Origin of the sequence: Micromonospora sp. NPDC051925, from assembly GCF_044548625.1 — a bacterium.
Lineage (GTDB): Bacteria > Actinomycetota > Actinomycetes > Mycobacteriales > Micromonosporaceae > Micromonospora.
The window spans coordinates 1-16,120 of record NZ_JBIUCH010000012.1; the positions used below are offsets into that span (position 1 = coordinate 1).

Annotated in this window: 14 protein-coding genes; 9 read left to right on the top strand and 5 right to left on the bottom strand. The window is 72.1% G+C overall.

Features of this window, described 5'->3' with window-relative positions:
• Nucleotides 1-92 precede the first annotated feature (92 nt).
• On the bottom strand, nucleotides 93-509 hold the full coding sequence (locus ACIG87_RS17535) for a hypothetical protein (protein ID WP_396851550.1): 417 nt from the start codon (nucleotides 507-509) through the stop codon (nucleotides 93-95).
• Between the two features lie 202 nt (nucleotides 510-711).
• Between ACIG87_RS17535 and ACIG87_RS17540 the strand changes: the two genes are divergently transcribed.
• From ACIG87_RS17540 to ACIG87_RS17550, 3 genes are all read left to right on the top strand, one after another.
• Nucleotides 712-1,176, top strand: a complete 465-nt coding sequence (locus ACIG87_RS17540; RefSeq protein ID WP_396851551.1) for a TetR/AcrR family transcriptional regulator — start codon at nucleotides 712-714, stop codon at nucleotides 1,174-1,176.
• Nucleotides 1,177-1,265: 89 nt separating this feature from the next.
• Nucleotides 1,266-1,619, top strand: a complete 354-nt coding sequence (locus ACIG87_RS17545) for a hypothetical protein (RefSeq protein ID WP_396851552.1) — start codon at nucleotides 1,266-1,268, stop codon at nucleotides 1,617-1,619.
• A 116-nt stretch (nucleotides 1,620-1,735) separates the two neighbouring features.
• Nucleotides 1,736-2,704 carry an alpha/beta hydrolase family protein gene (locus ACIG87_RS17550; protein ID WP_396851553.1) on the top strand — a complete coding sequence of 323 codons (969 nt, stop codon included), beginning with the start codon at nucleotides 1,736-1,738 and terminating at the stop codon, nucleotides 2,702-2,704.
• Between the two features lie 497 nt (nucleotides 2,705-3,201).
• Here the strand turns inward: ACIG87_RS17550 and ACIG87_RS17555 are convergent, their stop codons facing one another.
• The 3 genes from ACIG87_RS17555 to ACIG87_RS17565 form a co-directional block, all read right to left on the bottom strand.
• Nucleotides 3,202-3,723, bottom strand: coding sequence for a GntR family transcriptional regulator (locus tag ACIG87_RS17555; protein ID WP_396851554.1), 522 nt, complete (start codon nucleotides 3,721-3,723; stop codon nucleotides 3,202-3,204).
• Nucleotides 3,724-3,801: 78 nt separating this feature from the next.
• Nucleotides 3,802-3,981: a DUF397 domain-containing protein gene (locus tag ACIG87_RS17560; protein WP_396851555.1), complete on the bottom strand. Its 180-nt coding sequence runs from the start codon at nucleotides 3,979-3,981 to the stop codon at nucleotides 3,802-3,804.
• A 125-nt stretch (nucleotides 3,982-4,106) separates the two neighbouring features.
• Entirely contained in the window at nucleotides 4,107-5,453 is a 1,347-nt protein-coding gene (locus ACIG87_RS17565) for a hypothetical protein (RefSeq protein ID WP_396851556.1), read from the bottom strand.
• Nucleotides 5,454-5,695: 242 nt separating this feature from the next.
• Between ACIG87_RS17565 and ACIG87_RS17570 the strand changes: the two genes are divergently transcribed.
• The 4 genes from ACIG87_RS17570 to ACIG87_RS17585 all read left to right on the top strand — a co-directional run bounded on the left by ACIG87_RS17570 (nucleotide 5,696) and on the right by ACIG87_RS17585 (nucleotide 7,621).
• The gene (locus tag ACIG87_RS17570; RefSeq protein WP_396851557.1) at nucleotides 5,696-5,848 is read left to right on the top strand and encodes a hypothetical protein; all 153 of its coding nucleotides are present in this window, start codon (nucleotides 5,696-5,698) and stop codon (nucleotides 5,846-5,848) included.
• On the top strand, nucleotides 5,845-6,993 hold the full coding sequence (locus ACIG87_RS17575) for a helix-turn-helix domain-containing protein (protein ID WP_396851558.1): 1,149 nt from the start codon (nucleotides 5,845-5,847) through the stop codon (nucleotides 6,991-6,993). Before ACIG87_RS17570 ends, ACIG87_RS17575 begins: the two co-directional genes overlap by 4 nt.
• Before the next feature lie 92 nt (nucleotides 6,994-7,085).
• Entirely contained in the window at nucleotides 7,086-7,370 is a 285-nt protein-coding gene (locus ACIG87_RS17580) for a type II toxin-antitoxin system Phd/YefM family antitoxin (protein ID WP_396851559.1), read from the top strand.
• Nucleotides 7,367-7,621: a Txe/YoeB family addiction module toxin gene (locus ACIG87_RS17585; RefSeq protein WP_396851560.1), complete on the top strand. Its 255-nt coding sequence runs from the start codon at nucleotides 7,367-7,369 to the stop codon at nucleotides 7,619-7,621. The genes ACIG87_RS17580 and ACIG87_RS17585 overlap by 4 nt, the downstream gene beginning before the upstream one ends.
• A gap of 217 nt (nucleotides 7,622-7,838) precedes the next feature.
• Here ACIG87_RS17585 and ACIG87_RS17590 read toward each other — a convergent pair whose 3' ends face one another.
• Nucleotides 7,839-9,002, bottom strand: a complete 1,164-nt coding sequence (locus ACIG87_RS17590; RefSeq protein ID WP_396851561.1) for an acyl-CoA dehydrogenase family protein — start codon at nucleotides 9,000-9,002, stop codon at nucleotides 7,839-7,841.
• A 250-nt stretch (nucleotides 9,003-9,252) separates the two neighbouring features.
• On the opposite strand from ACIG87_RS17590, the gene ACIG87_RS17595 reads away from it, so the two are divergent.
• On the top strand, nucleotides 9,253-10,680 hold the full coding sequence (locus ACIG87_RS17595; protein WP_396851562.1) for a UDP-glucose dehydrogenase family protein: 1,428 nt from the start codon (nucleotides 9,253-9,255) through the stop codon (nucleotides 10,678-10,680).
• A gap of 156 nt (nucleotides 10,681-10,836) precedes the next feature.
• The gene (locus tag ACIG87_RS17600; RefSeq protein ID WP_396851563.1) at nucleotides 10,837-15,729 is read left to right on the top strand and encodes an SCO7613 C-terminal domain-containing membrane protein; all 4,893 of its coding nucleotides are present in this window, start codon (nucleotides 10,837-10,839) and stop codon (nucleotides 15,727-15,729) included.
• The last annotated feature ends 391 nt before the right edge of the window (nucleotides 15,730-16,120 follow it).

A 16,120-nucleotide genomic window follows, 5' to 3' on the forward strand; every position in this document is an offset into this window, starting at 1 on the left:
CACCGTCCTCCGCGAGCTGCAATACCACCTCGCGACGTGGCTCGGATTCTGCCCACTCTGCCACCAACTGGTACCAACCTAACAAAGCACTACTAGTACTCCAGCCGCATCTGGTGAAGTCGGCGTCTTCGCTGGTAGTGGGCTGTTCTGGCGCGGTATTGGTGCCGGCAGGCCGGCGGTGGCGGCGCGTTCGAGCATCCGCAGTCCCAGCGCAGGTTTCGTGGCGAACCCGATGCTGACGGCGATGCCGGCTTCGGTGCGGCGGGCGGGGTCGTCGCACCAGCCGCGGGGCGGATGCCGTACAGCGGCAGCGCGGCGGGATCGTGGTGGCGGGTCAGTTCCTCGGCGCGGGCCCGCAGCTCGGCGGCCGGGACGGTGCTGATCCAGACCGGTCCCCCGTCCCGCCCGGCGAGCCCGGCCAGGACGCGTTCGACCCGGTCGACGGGGGTTGTCGCACCGTTGCGGTAGGACGACCGTAGTTCCGGAACGGTGCCGATGCGCTCAGACATAGAGTCGACTGTCTCGTTACGAGCAACGGTCCACGTCGTCACGACGCCATGACGGCCCGCAGGCCGGGCCGGCGACCGGTGGCCAGCCCGCCGACTTCTCCCCGTAGCCGTCCACATCGTGATGCCCACGGTGCGCTCGACCCATCGAGATTAGGAACGATTGTTCTTGACTGGTCGTTCCTAAATCGTTAGTGTTCTCGGCATGGGTCGCCCGAGGGGTTTCGACGAGGAAGTCGTGACGGCCGCGGCGGCGGAGTTGTTCGCTGGCCGGGCCTACGACGGGGTGTCCGTCGACGACCTCGTCCAGCAGTTGGGAGTGCACCGCAACAGTTTGTACAAGACCTTCGGCAGCAAGCGGGGGCTGTATCTCGCCGCTCTGCGGTGGCACCTCGATCACCGGCTACCGCCACTGACCGAACAGCTCGCCGCCGGCGCAGAAGTCGCCGACGACCCCGCACTCGATCTGCTGTTGTTGGCGGCGGTTGAGCGCGCTCCCCGCGACGTCGAGGTAGCTGCCCTCGTGACCAAGGCGTGGCAGGCGCTGGATCAGGCCCTGCAGCGGGCGCCGGCGAACTACACCGACGGCTCTCCCTCGACTGCGTTGAACGCCCTGCTGGGCGAGCGGCTGCGGGCTCGTGCCGCTGCGGCAACGGCCGGCCCTTCATAGCCCCACCCTCCCCCGCCCGGCGCTGCTCACGCCGGTGCCCCACCATGCCCTGCGGCCAGTGCTGCCGGGCTTACGAAAGGACCGTTGACATGGCCAGTGTCCGCATCGACGGCGACGATCTCGTCGTGGAGATGGAAGGTATGGACAGGTTGTGGTCGCTCAAGAGCCGTTTGGTGATCCCGTTGGCCAATGTCCGCGGCGCCACCGCCGACCCGGGTATCGCCGCCGAACCCAAGGGCCTTCGGGCACCGGGAACGAGTCTGCCCGGGGTGATCACGGCCGGCACCTTCCATCAGGACGGTGAGCGCGTCTTCTGGAACATCCGTGACGGTGCCCGCGCCGTCGTCATCGAACTCGCCGACGAGCACTATGCCCGCCTGGTGGTGGAGGTCGTCGACCCGGCCGCCACGGTCGCCCTGATCGAGCAGGCGGTCCTGCGATGATCTCGCTCGGCCGGATGCCGCATACCGCCCGCCGGATCGCATGGAGAGCCGCGATCGGCGCCGTCACGCTCGGGAGCATCGCCGCGGGGGCCCTTCCCGCCGGTGCCGTGCAGGCCATGCCGGCCACGCCCGCCATGGACCGCGAGATCACCTTCACTGTGGACGGAACCATCACGTACGGCACCCTGCACATCCCCGCCCACCGCCGGGGGCAGCAGATGCCGGCCGTGTTGTTGCTGCCCGGCAGCGGCCCCACCGACCGCAACGGCGACCAGCCGCCCGCGCTCACCCCGCACACCCTGGCCAAACTCGCCGATGCGCTGGCGCGCGACGGAGCCGTCAGCCTGCGCTTCGACAAGTACGGCACGGGCCGGACCGGGCTGGGCGCCTACTCCGAACATCCCGAGACGATCGACTATCCCGCCTTCGTCCGCCAAGCCGATGCCGCGTACCGGCTACTCGCCAGCCAGCCCGAGGTCAACCGGCGAGCGGTACGGCTGATCGGGCACAGCGAAGGTGCACTGACGGCCCTGCAGGTCGCGGTCGCCGCCGAACCTCGGACAGCCGGAGTCGGGCTGTTGCAACCCCTGGCACAACGATTCCTCGACGTGCTCGCCCGGCAACTGCACGACCAACTCGCCGCCGCCGTCGCCGCAGGTCAGATGAGCCGGCAAGAGCAACGCACCATCGGACGCGCTGTCGACCGGGCCGTCGCCGACCTCAGGGCGCACCGCCCGCCCGACACCACCGGCATGCCGCCCGCCCTCGCCGCACTCTTCCAAGCCCTCGGCGGCCCCAACCGGCGCTACGTGGAGACCATCGACGCCATCGACCCCGCCTCGGTCGCACTCCAGCTACCGCCCCGGACCCCTGCCCTGCTCACCTGCGGAACCATCGACCAGCAGGTCCCGTGCCACACGACCACGCGGCTGGCAACGGCGCTGGAGCGGGCACACACCAGCGGGCCCGGCCGAATCGTGCTGTCCGACGTGACTCACGATCTGACCGACCCCGCGAATCCGGACGTGCTCGCCCCGGCGACACTCGACGCACTGCGCCAGTTCATGAGGCACGGCGCCCGATAGGCGAGGCCCATGCTCACGATGCCCGGTGGGAGGTGCATGCTGGTGAGGTCGCTGCCACCCTCGACCGGCTACGCGCCGTCCCCGACCATCAAGATCCGCAAGACAGAACCTAGTCGTCCACCGCCACGTGGTGGGGCATGGGCTTGCGCCTCGTTGATCCAGTAGGACCAGTCCGGGTCACCATGCTCCGCCGGGCTGTCGGTGAACCTGTCGAACGCCTTGTCGAGCGCGCGCCGGGTATCGGTCACCGACCGGTTGTTCGCGTACGCCTCGGCAGCTCGCAGGTCGAGGATCGCCCCGACCTTGGGGCTGGTGGCCGGCTAGCTGGCACGCGCAGTCTCCGCGAGGGTCACCGCTTGGCGGAGTTGCCCGAGATCCTTGGCCTGGCGGGACATGAAGCCGAGGATGTTCGCGCCGAGCCCGCGATCGCCGGCCGCGTTGGCCTGGTAGAGGCCGGCGATGAAGAACCGTTGCGCCCACGTCAGGGGCGTCTCAGCTCAGTCGGGTGGCGACCAGGGGTCGACGGGCAACTCGTAGACGAGCCGGTAGCGGTCACCAGGGAACACGATGTCGGCGGTCTCCACTGCGGTCTGCCCGGCGAAGTAGGTGCGCTCAACCTCGATCACCCACATGCCGCCGCGCCGGTCGAGTTCGAGGGCGTCAGCCTCTTCGGGCATCGCCGGCCGGGTGGTGATCTCTTCCACGAACCGGTCGATGACCACGCCGATGAAGTCCATTCGGGCGACCACGCCGATGACCGGCCCCTGCTCGGGGTACTCGACCTGCGTGCCGCCGGTGACGGCCAGCGGCTCGTACGAGTGGGCAAGCTGTATCGGGGCTCCGTCGGCCAGGTAGCGGTACCTGGTGTGCATGACGACGTCGCCGGGCCGGATGCCGAGCCGTTCGGCGATGCGGGGCGTTGCGGAGATCTTCTCGCTGTCAGACTCCCAGCTCGGTTGCTTACCGGCGGCTTCGCTGTCCCGGGCGAACGGTGACGTGCTACCGATGCGCTTACGCATGTCCCGAGAGTGGGCGCGGCGCACGAGCGGCGTCCGGTTGCCGACGTGGTTGCCGGCTCCAGGTCGCCCCCTCGAAAGTCAGTGCGACGCCTTGACGCCGCTGATGAACGCATCCCAGGCGATAGGCCCGAAACGCAACGTGCCGGCGTCGGGGGCCTTGGAGTCGCGGACGTCTACCTGAGCGCCCCGATCCCGCACCTCGACGCACTGGCCGTTGCTCCCGGACCGGCTCGACGTGCGCCAGGCGTTACGCTCCATGCTCGCTCAACTCCCTGATGAACTTGATCGACTCGGCGGGCAACATAGCCAGTGTCTTCAGATTGTCGTACGCCGCCGACAGCCGCGCCAGGTCGCGGCATCGAGTCTGCGAGACGCCGCCCTGGTCAGGAGGCGACGAGGTGGCGGGCGTCCTGGCAGAACTGTCGGACGGCAGGAGTACGTCGGTACGGGGTCAACGCGCCGACCAGGTTGCGGACGTGCTTGATGCACCGGGCGGAGGTGACCTTCCCGGTCAGGGTCTGCACGGCCTGGTCCCCGAGGGCCAGCGCCTTGTCCAGCTCGGGCTGTGCCTGCTGTACGTAGGTGGTCGCGAGCAGCGCATGACGAAGTGCGCCCTCCCGGGTGTAGTCGTTGTTCTGCAACCGCAGCGCCGCCCGCAGATGATCGCGGGCGCGTGGCCAGTCTTCGAGCTTGACGAAGCAGTAACCGGCCTGAGCATGGGCCTGCGCCTCGTTGATCCAGTAGGACCAGTCCGGGTCGCCGTGCTCCGCCGGGCTGTCGGTGAACCTGTCGAACGCCTTGTCGAGCGCGCGCCGGGTATCGGCCACCGACCGGTTGTTCGCGTACGCCTCGGCAGCTCGCAGATCGAGGATCGCCCCGACCTTGGGACTGGTGGCCGGATAGCTGGCACGCGCAGTCTCCGCGAGAGTCACTGCCTGGCGGAGTTGGCCGAGATCCTTGGCCTGGCAGGACATGAAGCCGAGGATGTTCGCGCCGAGCCCACGATCGCCGGCCGCGTTGGCCTGGTAGAGGCCGGCGATGAAGAATCGTTGCGCATGCGTGTGGTGGCCGTCGTCGAAGGAGAGCCAGCCAGCGAGGCGCAGAAGCTCACCGGCCGTGCCGTGGAGGCGTCGCCCGACCGTGTCGGTGTAGCTGCGTTCCCGTAGCACCCCCACCACGGTTCTCAGGTGTTGGCGGACGAGCCCGAGGGTTTGGCCGCTGCCGAGATGGTCGTCCATCCGGCGCAGACTGGCTGTCACCGCGTCCAGGTGGTCCACGACGTCGCCGGACAGGGGACGGCCTGCGGTTGATGCGATGTCCTGTGGCGGTTGAGCGATCATCCACTCGTGCGCCGGTGATGTCAGGGCGGAACCGAGCAGAGTGAGGAACATCCGTCGGTGCATCATCCCTTCAGGGTCGTTCACCACCTCGGCCGCCCGCAAGGCCCCGCTTGAGGACCAGGGCAGGTCAAGGCCGGCAGAGGCCGGAGCAGCCTCGAACCCGTCCTCCGGCCAACCCAGTTCATCGAGACCGATCGTCCGCTGCAACTGCTCGGACAGCAGCGCCGTGGTCAGCGACGGCCACGGGTGGCGGGGAACCTCGCCCTTCTTCCACTTGTAAGGCGTCTTGAGGTGCAGCCGTTCTGTGCGCCCGTGCCGCTCGGCGCACTCGTTGAGGCGTCGGGCGAGCTGCTCCGGCTGCCAGCCCACCTCGACCAACAACCGGCTCAATGCCGCTCCGCTGGATGCCACCCGCCAACCCCTCCCCGCCTGTAGTGACAGCTACACGCACCGTAGCGAACACGTCGGACAACGAGTGGCCCCGGCACCCGCCCGCACCGATACGCACCGAGCGCACCGGCTCTCCCAGCGGCGCAGACGGAGTCCACTGAACACACCGACACAGGCATATCCGGCGGGTTCAGGCCGGGGCGGCAAGCGGCCTTCGTGTCTCATCTGAAGGTGGGGTTCTCGTGGTTTCCGGAGTGGTGATGTTGGTGTTCGGGGGCCTGGTGCCGGGCTTTCTGGTGGGGCTGCTGGCGTTCCGGGTCAAGTCGAGGTGGTGTCCGCGCTGTGGGGAGTCCACCACCGTGGCCGTCCACCAGCCGGTGGAGCGGGACCGGTGACCCGCCCGGTCCGGCCCGACGCCGACGAGTTGCCGATCGGCCGGCGGGTGGCCCGGTGGCGGGTGCGCCGCCGGATGACCCAGCAGATGCTGGCCGACCGGCTCGGCAAGTCGAAGAGCTGGGTCGACAAGGTCGAACGCGGCGTACGCAGCCTGGACCGCTACTCGACCGTCCAGGAGATCGCCGAGGTGCTGCGCCTCGACCCGGCCGTCCTGCTCGACCCCCGCAAGCCGCTACCGACGGCGACCGCCGGCCTCGACGGCGTCGACGCGGTCCGCGCCGCCCTGGCCCGCTACCACCGACGCCCCGCCCGCACCGTGCCGCCCGACGAGGTGCAACGGCACGTCGCGCACGCCTGGCTCACCTACGAGCACGCCCACTACACGCAGCTTCTCCGGGCCCTGCCCGCCCTGCTGGATGCCGCCCACGCCACGCCGGGGCTGCTGGTGTCCGCGTACCGGATCACCGCCTCGGTGCTCGTCAAGCTCGGCGAGGCCGATCTCGGCTGGCTCGCCGCCGACCGGGCCGTCGCCGCGGCGGCGGGCGACCCCGTCCGCGCCGGCACGGCCACCATCGCCGTCGCCCAGGCGCTGCGCGCCCTCGGCCGCGACCGGCTCGCCCTCACCGCCGCCGTCGCCGCCACCGGCACCGCCGCCGACGACGCGGTACGGGGCACGCTGCTCATCCAGGCCGCACTGGCCGCTGCCGGCTGCGGCGACGGCCGCCGCGCCGATGATCTGATCGACCATGCCGCCGTCCTGGCCGATCGGCGTACGGGCGACGACGACCCTCAGCACACCGCGTTCGGCCCTGCCGCCGTGCTGCTGGCCCGATCTCTGACCGCCCTACGCCTCGGCGACACCCATCAGGCCGTCCACCACCACGAGAAGGCCATCCGTCGGGACGACTGGCGGCGGCTGCCCGTCGAGCACCGGGCCGCCCACCTCGTCGACGCCGCCCACGCCTACCTCGACGCCGGCGACCTCACCGCCGCCGGGCTCACGCTTGTCGACGCCGACACCATCGCACCCGCCGAGGTCCGCTACCGCCCTGCCGCGCGTACCCTCGTCGCCGAGATCGCCCGCAGCGGCCCGCCGGCCGCCGGCGTGGCCCGCCTCGCCACCCTCGTCGGCCTCACCCGCTGACCCGCCAGCAGCCACCTACCGCCGAGGTAGACGACCGACACAGACCGAACTCCGGTTGTACAATTTGTTGTACGCCATGCTCGGGAGGCCTGATGCGCACCGTTCCTTACTCAGAAGTCCGGCAGAACCTGGCCAAGATGCTCGACCACGTTGTGGACGACGCAGAGGAAGTGGTGGTCACCCGCTCCGGACGTGAGGCCGCCGTCATCATCTCGCTGCGTGAGTACGAGTCACTGAAGGAGACTGCGTACCTGATGGCCAGCCCCGCCAATGCGCGCCGCCTGAACGAAGCCGTCGAAGAGCTACGCAACGGGGGCGGGGAGATGCACGACCTGATCGACCCCGACGCCGGTCCAGGCGAGGCGTCGGCAGCGTGAAGGTCCAGTTCGCCAGCCGAGGGTGGGAGGACTACCTGGCCTGGCAGCGGGACCGCTCCATGCTCAAGCGAGTGAACACCCTGATCGAGGACATTCGACGCAACGGCCACCAGGGAATCGGCAAGCCGGAGCAACTCCGGGGCAACTGGTCGGGATTCTGGTCGAGGCGCATCGATCAGGAACACCGCTTGGTGTATCGGATCGTGGAAGACACAGTGCAGATAGCGCAGTGCCGCTACCACTACGAGTGATCAGCCGTTCCCCAACAGGCTGTCAACTCCAGGCACCCGGCTGCGGGCAGGTCCTGCAGGCCGAACCATTTCTCCGCCGCAGGCACGTCCTGAGTACGTACTCAGGACGTGCCGCACAGCGCCGTGATCGCCGCACACCTACTTCACACATTTCTGGTCACGCGCGAGGTTCCGCTGCTGTCCCGGTGGCCGTCACAGGGAAATGCGAAAAAGGCGGTCAGTCCTTGAGGAGTTGGCGGGCCATGACGATGCGCTGGACCTGGTTGGTGCCCTCGTAGATCTGGGTGATCTTGGCGTCCCGCATCATCCGCTCGACCGGGTAGTCCCGGGTGTAGCCGTAGCCGCCGAGCAGCTGCACCGCGTCGGTGGTGATCTCCATCGCCGCGTCGGAGGCGAAGCACTTGGCCGCCGCGCCGAAGTAGGTCAGGTCGGCGTCGCCGCGCTCGGACTTCCCGGCCGCCGCGTACGTCAACTGCCGGGCCGCCTCCAGCTTCATGCCCATGTCGGCGAGCATGAACTGGACGCCCTGGAACTCGGCGACCGCCTTGCCGAACTGTTTGCGCTCCTGGACGTACCCCTTGGCGTAGTCGAGCGCGCCCTGGGCGATGCCGACGGCCTGGGCGGCGATGGTGACCCGGGTGTGGTCCAGGGTCTGCATCGCGGTGGCGAAGCCGGTGCCTTCCGCGCCGATGATCCGGTCGGCCGGGATACGCACGTCGTCGAGGTAGACCTCGCGGGTCGGTGAGCCCTTGATGCCGAGCTTCTTCTCCGGGGCGCCGAAGCTGACCCCCGGGTCGGACTTCTCCACCACGAACGCGGAGATGCCCCGGGACCGGGCTGTGGGGTCGGTCACCGCGAAGACGGTGTAGTACTCCGAGACACCGGCGTTGGTGATCCACCGCTTGACCCCGTTGAGCACCCAGTGATCGCCGTCACGGACCGCCCGGGTGGTCATCGAGGCCGCGTCGCTGCCGGCCTCAGGCTCGGACAGGCAGTACGAGAACATCGCCTCACCGGCGGCGACCCGGGTCAGGTAGCGCTGCTTCAGCTCCTCGGAGCCGGCCAGGATCAGCGGCATGGTGCCGAGCTTGTTGACCGCCGGGATCAGCGACGACGAGGCGCAGGCGCGGGCCACCTCCTCGATCACGATCGCGGTGGCCAGGGCGTCCGCCCCGGCGCCGCCGTACTCGACGGGGATGTGCGGGGCGTGGAAGTCCGCGGCCCGCAGGGCGTCGTACGACGTCTTGGGGAACTCACCGGTCTCGTCGGCCTCGGCCGCGTGCGGGGCCACCTTCGCGGCACAGACCGCACGGACCGCCTCGCGGACGGCGTCGTGCTCCTCGGGCAACCGGTAGACGTCGAACGTCTGTTCTGCGGCCATGTCGGCCCTCCCCTTTCACCGCTATCATGCGCAGTCTGTGACGTCCGAAGGCCGCCGACTGCCGCAGACTGAAGGATAGCCATCGCGGCCCCGACCCACGTTACCGGCGGGTAGGATCGCGCCGGTCAAGCGTCGACACCGCACAACTACCCTGACAAGACGACAGGTTTCCCCCATCGGTGCCCGGCCAGGCGCCGCAGCCGATTGCGACGCAAGTGAAGCGCCGCCAGCGCGAGCGGAGAAGACAGGCGTGACGATCCCGTACCCGAACATCCAGCCGGCGCCGACCATCTCCCCGGTGACGCCCCCGTCGGGTGCGCCGCGTCCCCGGGTCACCTTCCTGGGCACCGGCTACCTCGGTGCGACGTACGCGATCTGCTACGCCGAACTGGGCTACGAGGTGCTCGGCTACGACGTCGACGTCGACAAGATCGCCAAGCTGAACGCAGGCGAGGTGCCGATCCACGAGCCGGGCCTGGACGAGCTGCTGCGGCGCAACCTGGCCGCCGGCCGGCTGCGGTTCAGCACCGACATCGCCGAGACCGCCGACTTCGGCGACGTGCACTTCATCTGCGTCGGCACCCCGCAGCGCGCCGACGGCATGGGCGCTGACCTGTCGTACGTCGAGGCGTCGGTGACCGCCCTGGCCCAGCGGCTGACCCGCAAGGCGCTGATCGTCGGCAAGTCCACCGTGCCGGTCGGCACCGCCGAGTGGGTGGAGCAGCTCGTCGGCAAGCACACCCCGACCGACCTGGCCGTCGAGGTGGCCTGGAGCCCCGAGTTCCTCCAGGAGGGCTTCGCCGTCGACGACGTGCTGCGCCCCAACCGGATCGTGGTCGGCGTCAAGAGCGAGTGGGCCAACGCCATGCTCTACGCCGCACACAAGGGCGTCTTCGACCTCGCCGCCACCGAGGACCGGGAGGTCCCGCTGGTGGTCACCGACTTCGCCACCGCCGAGCTGGTCAAGGTCGCCGCGAACGCCTTCCTGGCCACCAAGATCTCCTTCATCAACGCGATGGCCGAGGTCTGCGAGGCCTCCGGCGGCGACGTCACCCAACTGGCCCGCGCCATCGGCTACGACCCCCGGATCGGCAACCGGTTCCTCCAGGCCGGCCTCGGCTTCGGCGGTGCCTGCCTGCCCAAGGACATCCGCGCCTTCCAGGCCCGCGCGCAGGAGCTGGGCGCCGGCGAGGCGCTGCGCTTCCTGCACGAGGTGGACCTGATCAACCTGCGCCGCCGGACCCGGGTCCTCCAGCTCGCCGCCGACCTGCTCGGCCGCCGCTCCGGCCCGGCCGGCCCGGACTTCTCCGGCACCCGGGTCGCGGTGCTCGGCGCGACCTTCAAGCCGAACACCGACGACGTCCGCGACGCCCCGGCGCTCGCGGTCGCCGCACTGCTCGCCAAGGCCGGCGCCGACGTGCACGTGTACGACCCGCAGGGCGCCGAGAACGCCCGCCGGATCGCCCCGGAGCTGGTGTACGAGGCCAGCATGAACGACGCGGTGTCGGGTGCCGACCTGGTCTGCGTACTCACCGAGTGGGCCGACTTCCGCAACGCCGACCCGGTCGCCCTCGGCGAACTGGTCGCCGGCCGCAAGGTCGTCGACGGCCGCAACTGCCTCGACGCGGCACTGTGGACCCAGGCCGGCTGGGAGTACCGGGGCATGGGTCGCCCCTGACGACGCCCGGAACGCGCCGGTGCGGGGGTGATGCTCCCCGCACCGGCGCGTTTTTTGTACCCCTAACGGAGCGGCAGGTGTCGAAATCCACGCCCGCTCAGGGCATGCTGCGTGGGGACGGCGTCCACAGTGCGGCCGGCCGGGTGGAGGGATGTCGTGGAGAGCTTCCAGTGCTCCTCGTGCGGGCGGCAGATCAAGCCGGCGGCCCGCTGCCCCGACTGCGGGGCCGAGCAGCCGCAGTGGCGCGAGCACCTCGCCGAGATCGAACGCTCCATCGCGGAGATGAAGGCACGCGACGCCGAGATCGCCCGGGAGCAGCGGCAGATCGCCGCCAAGATGCAGGCCGCCCTCTTCCAGCGGGACATCCTCGCCCACGCCGGTGAGGAACGGATCAAGCAGGCCACCCGGCCGCGCCGGGCGCTCCGCCGCAAGCCGGTCCGCCGACCACCGACCGCCGCCACCGGGGCACCGCCCCGGGTGCCCCGGCAGGGCACCCCGGCCGGTCCGGACGAACCGCCGCTCCCACCGCCGTACCGGACCGCCACCTGGCTGGGCGCGGACAACCCGGAGCATCCGGCGGAGGCGTCCTCCCAGGAGGTGCAGAACATCCCGCTCGGGTTGGGCGCCCTGGTGCTGGCGGTGGCCGCGGTGGTCTTCGCCGCCGTCGCGACCAGCTCGATGGACGCCCTGGCCCGGCTCGGCATCCTGCTGGTCGCCACCGTCCTGCTGCTGCTCGCCCCGCCGGTGCTGGCCAAGCGGGGATTGACCTCCACCGCCGAGACGATCGCCACGGTCGGCCTGCTGCTCGTGCCGCTGGCCGGGTACGCGCTGTGGACGGTGGACCGGATCGGCGCGTCCGGGGCGGTCTTCTCCGGCGTGATCTTCGCGGTGACCACCGGGGTCGCCCTCGCCTACGCCGTCGGGACCGGCCTACGGGCACCCCGGTTCGCGGCGGTGCTGGCCGCCCAGCCCGTGGTGCCGCTGCTCGCGTACGCGTGGGTCACCGGCCCGGCCGGCTGGGCGGTGGTGCTCACCGTGGTGGCCGTGCTCGACCTCGGGCTGGTCCGCTCCGGCATCATGCGGGAACGGCCGGCCCACCGGGACACAGCCCACCCGGCCACCCCCGCCATGCCCCGGCAGCAGGTCACCCCGGACGGTCGACCGGAGGGGGCACCCGAGGAGTCGGGCGAGGTGCTCGACGGCTCTGCGGCCACCCCGACCGGTACCCCACCGCCGGTGCCGTGGTTGGCCGAGATGACCTGGCTGCTGCACGGCGCGGCGGTGGCCCTCGCCCTGGCGTACGCGGTCACCGCGCTGCTGCGGGCGCAGGCCGTACCGGCGGCCACCGGCGCGGGTGCGGCGCTGCTGCTGGCCGCGGCGGTGGCCCTGGGCGGCACCCTGCTGCTGCGCCGCCCGCCGCTGCCGGACGTGGGTGCCGGCATCCTCACCCTGGCCGTGATCGGCGCGCTGGGGCGGATCGCCTCGCTGGCCTTCCCGGGCCGGGCGCTGCTGCTGATCGCCGTGGTCATCACGCTGACCGGGCTGGCCGTGCGGGCGGTGCCGGAGGCCGCCCGACGCGGGCCGCAGCTCGCCTCCGCCGCGGTGCTGACCGTCAGCGGCCTGGTCGTGGCCGGGGGTGCGTTGCGGGCCGGGCTGGCACCGGTCCAGGCCGCGCTGCCGGCCTGGCGGGCCGACCTGGCCCGGTTCCCCGCCGAGGTGGCGGCGGCGGCCGGTCCGTCCGCCGGGCAGCTCGCCGCCAGCGCCCTGCTGCTCACCGTCGCGGCGGTACTGGCCCTGCCGCCGGAGATCCGCCGCGAGTTCGCGGTGGTCGGCGCGGGGCTGACCGCGCTGGCCGTACCCGCCTCGCTGGGCCTGGGGTCGGCGGCGGCCCCGTGGCCGATGGTGCTGGCGGCGGTCGCGATCGGCGTCGCCGGGCTCTCCGCCGGCACGACGCGGGCGGCCTTGGTCCACGCCGGCACCGCCACGGCGGTCGGGTTCATCGGGGCCGGTGCCGCGCTGAGCCGACCGGCGGTGACCGCCGCCGCCCTGGCCGCCCTGATGCTGGCGGGGGTGCTGGTGGCGCTCGCGCCCCGGGTGCGGATCGCCCCGGCCGCCGCCGACGTCCTTTCCGGGTGGGCGGCCGGCGGAGCGGCGTTCGCGCTGCCGGGCGCGGTCGCCGCGTTCGTCGCGGCCACCGAGCCGTCCGGGCCGGTGCTCACCCCGGCGGTGCTCCGGGAGCTGACGGTGCCGATCCTGGCGGCGAGCTTCCTGGCCGTCTGCGTCACCCTCGGCTACGCGGCGATGATGCAGGTGTCGCAGCGGCACCTGACCCTGCCGCACGCCGTCGGCACCGGGCTGGGCGCGTTGGCGGTGATCGGGGCCGCCTTCTTCGCCCCGGGCCGGACAGCCGCCGACGCCTGGCTCGGCGGGCTGTTCCTGATCGCCACCCTGCTGCTGCTCTTCGCCGGCCGGATCGACGCGGGCCGCCGCTCGGACGTCGCACTGGACGGTGCCGACCTGGCCGCCGCCGCCGTCACCGCGGCGCTGATCGCCACCCTGGTCCGGATCACGGCGGTGATCTCCCCCAGCGGACAGCTCGCGGTCGCCGCCATGCTGGTGCTGGTGGTCGCCGTCGCCGCACGGGCGACGCCCGAGGAGTGGCGTCGCGGGCCGGTGCTCGGCATCGCCGTCGGCGCCGCGCTGATCGGGATGCTGGCCGGCTGGTCGGCACTGCGCGGCGGGGCGGGTGTGCTGGCCACTCCGGGCCCGATCTGGGCCGGGGACCTCACCGGCTGGCCGGCCGCGCCGACCGGCGGTGCGACCTGGCAGGCTCCCGTCGCGCTGGCGCTGCTCGCCCTGGCCGCCGCGATCCTGCTCCCACCCCCCTGGAAGTACGACGTGGCGGGCGTCGCGGCGGTGCTGGCCACCGTCGGCCTCCCGGCCGCCTTCGACCTGCCCTGGTGGTCGCCTGTCCTGGTGGGGCTGACCGTCGCCACCGTCTTCGGGATGTCCTCGGTGGCTTCCGCCGACCCACGTGCCGGGCTGTCCCGGGCCACCGTGGCCGGGGTGGTCGCGCTGCACGCCGCCGGGGCCGGGCTGGTCCGCCCGTGGACCACCGCGCTCGCCCTGGGCGGTATCGCGCTGATCGGCCTGACCGTGGCGGCGGTGGCCCGGTCCCTCGCCCCCTCCCTGGTGGAGGACGTCGAGACCGAGGGAATGCCGCCGCACCTGGTGCAGATGGGTGGTGCGGCGACGGCTGCTGCGCTGCTCGCCCTCCCCGGCGCGGTCGCCGCCCTCGCCGCCGAGTTCGGCCACTCCGCGCAGGTGGTGCTGACCGCCGCGTTGGCCGCGTCCAGCTTCGGGCTCGCGGCCGTGGCCGCCGTCCGTCGGCAGGTTCCGCAGTATCTGCCGTACGCGAGCGCGGCGATCGCCGGTGGCGCGACCATCAGCGCGCTCGCGGCCATCTTCGTCGACCTCCCGTCCGGGATGTTCGCCGCCGCGGCGGCGCTGCTCGGTGTCCTCGCCGAGCTGGTCCGGGCGGCGACCGTGCCGCCGATCGGCTCCGCCCAGCCGATGCGACGCTGGGCGGTGCTGCTGGGCGGGGCGCTGCGCGGGCTACCAGACGACGGTACGGAGCGGCGCTGGCGGGTCAGCCCCGCCGCCGGGGCGCTGACCGCGGCGGCCGTACCCACCGTGCTGGCCCTCGTCTCCCTCGCGCCGCTGCTCTTCGTGGCGCTGGTCGAGCCGCACCGGATGCTCGCCCACATCTGGCAGGGACCGCCGCCGCAGCTGCGTACCCCACCGCCGGAGCTGGTCGACCCGACGCACCTGCTCACCGCGCTGCTGCTCACCGGCACCGCCGCGCTGGCCGCCACGGGACTCAGCGGTGGACGACGGTCCCGGGCGGTGCCGGTGGTGCTGCCCGGCCTGGCGGTGACACTGCTGATCACGCCGATCGCCCTGGGCATGGCCTGGCCGCAGAACGCGTTGGCCGCCCTCGCCGTCTTCACCATCTCGATGCTGGGGCTCGCGCTGACCCCGCCGCCCCCGCTGGCCGAACGGGCCCGCTCGCTGCGGCTGGCCCGGGTGCTGGTCTTCGTCATCGGGCTGGCCGGCGGTGGTGCGGGGCTGGCCGGCAGCCTGGCCAGCCAGGGGTTGACCCTGTTCACCCTGGGCGGCGCGGTCGGCGTCGGGGTGGTCGCCGCGCTCTTCGGCACCACCCAGCGCGCCCGCATCCTCGGTTGGCTGTTCGCCTCGTTGATGGCGCAGCTCTTCGTGCTCACCGCAGGTCTGGTGGCCGGGTTCGCCGCCGTCTGGTCCGCGTTCGGGGTACTCGCCGTGGGCGGGGCGTTGCAGGTCTTCGCCGCGACCCTGCCCCGGCTGCGGCGACCCGAGGCGCAACGGGAGGCCGCCACGGTCGAGTGGAGCGGGTACGCCGCCGCGCTCATCGCCCTGGCCCTGGCGTTCGACTCCCCCCGGCACATCGCCGCCCTGCTGGCGGCCTGGGGTGCCGTCCTCGGGGTGGCCGCCGCCCGGCCGGGGCGGCGACCGGTGGAGCGGCAGATCCTGTTCTGGGCGGTGGTCGCCTGCGAGATCGTCGCCTGGTGGATCCTGATGCGGGTCGCCGACGTGGCGCTGCCGGAGGCGTACACGCTGCCGTTCGCGGCGCTCGCCCTGCTGGTCGGCATGCTGGAACTCCGGCACCGCCCGGACCTGTCCAGCTGGGTGGCGTACGGCCCCGCGCTGGTCGCGGCGTTCGTGCCGACGCTGGCGATCGTGCTGGCCACCGACTCCAGCATGCTGCGTCAGGTGCTGCTGCTGCTCGGCGCGGTGGCGGTGCTGGTGTTCGGCTCGACCAGCCGGCAGCAGGCCCCGGTGATCGTCGGCGCTGCGGTGACCGCCATCGCGGCGGTGCACGCCCTGTTCAGCCTCGGGCCGTGGCTGGTCCTCATCCCGGTCGGTCTGGTGCTGCTGGTGCTCGGGGCGAGCAACGAACGCCGTCGCCGCACCCAGGACAGGTTGCAGACGGCCCTGCGTGCCATGAGATGAAGCGGAGGGTCACGGCGGGGTCGGACGTGGTCGGGCTGAGTGGACCGGGTGGTCGCGGGCGTTTGGGGTTGGCCGGGTGATCGCGGGCGGTCACGCCCCTGGGCCCGGTGATCGCGGGCGGTCACGCCCCTGGGCCCGGTGGTCGCGGGCATCTGGGCTGGGAATGGCCCTTTGGCGCTGGGCACGGCCTTGGGAGGCGTGGTCCGGGCCCCGGCCACGCCGCCGGTGCCAGGGTGGTCGGGCTCGTCCGTTACCCGGGCACGCCGTCCGAGTCGCCGGACCGCGAGGACTTCGGCACCACAACTACGAGGGCGCCGCCCTGCCCGGCCTCGGCGGGCGAGGACAGGGCCGCCCTGCCACGCGCGGGCCGGCCGGCCACACGCCGATGCGG

Excerpts from the sequence above, each read along its gene's own strand:
- ACIG87_RS17535 (WP_396851550.1), bottom strand. The coding sequence starts at position 509 with ATGTCTGAGCGCATCGGCACCGTTCCGGAACTACGGTCGTCCTACCGC.
- ACIG87_RS17540 (WP_396851551.1), top strand. The coding sequence starts at position 712 with ATGGGTCGCCCGAGGGGTTTCGACGAGGAAGTCGTGACGGCCGCGGCG.
- ACIG87_RS17545 (WP_396851552.1), top strand. The coding sequence starts at position 1,266 with ATGGCCAGTGTCCGCATCGACGGCGACGATCTCGTCGTGGAGATGGAA.
- ACIG87_RS17550 (WP_396851553.1), top strand. The coding sequence starts at position 1,736 with ATGCCGGCCACGCCCGCCATGGACCGCGAGATCACCTTCACTGTGGAC.
- ACIG87_RS17555 (WP_396851554.1), bottom strand. The coding sequence starts at position 3,723 with ATGCGTAAGCGCATCGGTAGCACGTCACCGTTCGCCCGGGACAGCGAA.
- ACIG87_RS17560 (WP_396851555.1), bottom strand. The coding sequence starts at position 3,981 with ATGGAGCGTAACGCCTGGCGCACGTCGAGCCGGTCCGGGAGCAACGGC.
- ACIG87_RS17580 (WP_396851559.1), top strand. The coding sequence starts at position 7,086 with ATGCGCACCGTTCCTTACTCAGAAGTCCGGCAGAACCTGGCCAAGATG.
- ACIG87_RS17590 (WP_396851561.1), bottom strand. The coding sequence starts at position 9,002 with ATGGCCGCAGAACAGACGTTCGACGTCTACCGGTTGCCCGAGGAGCAC.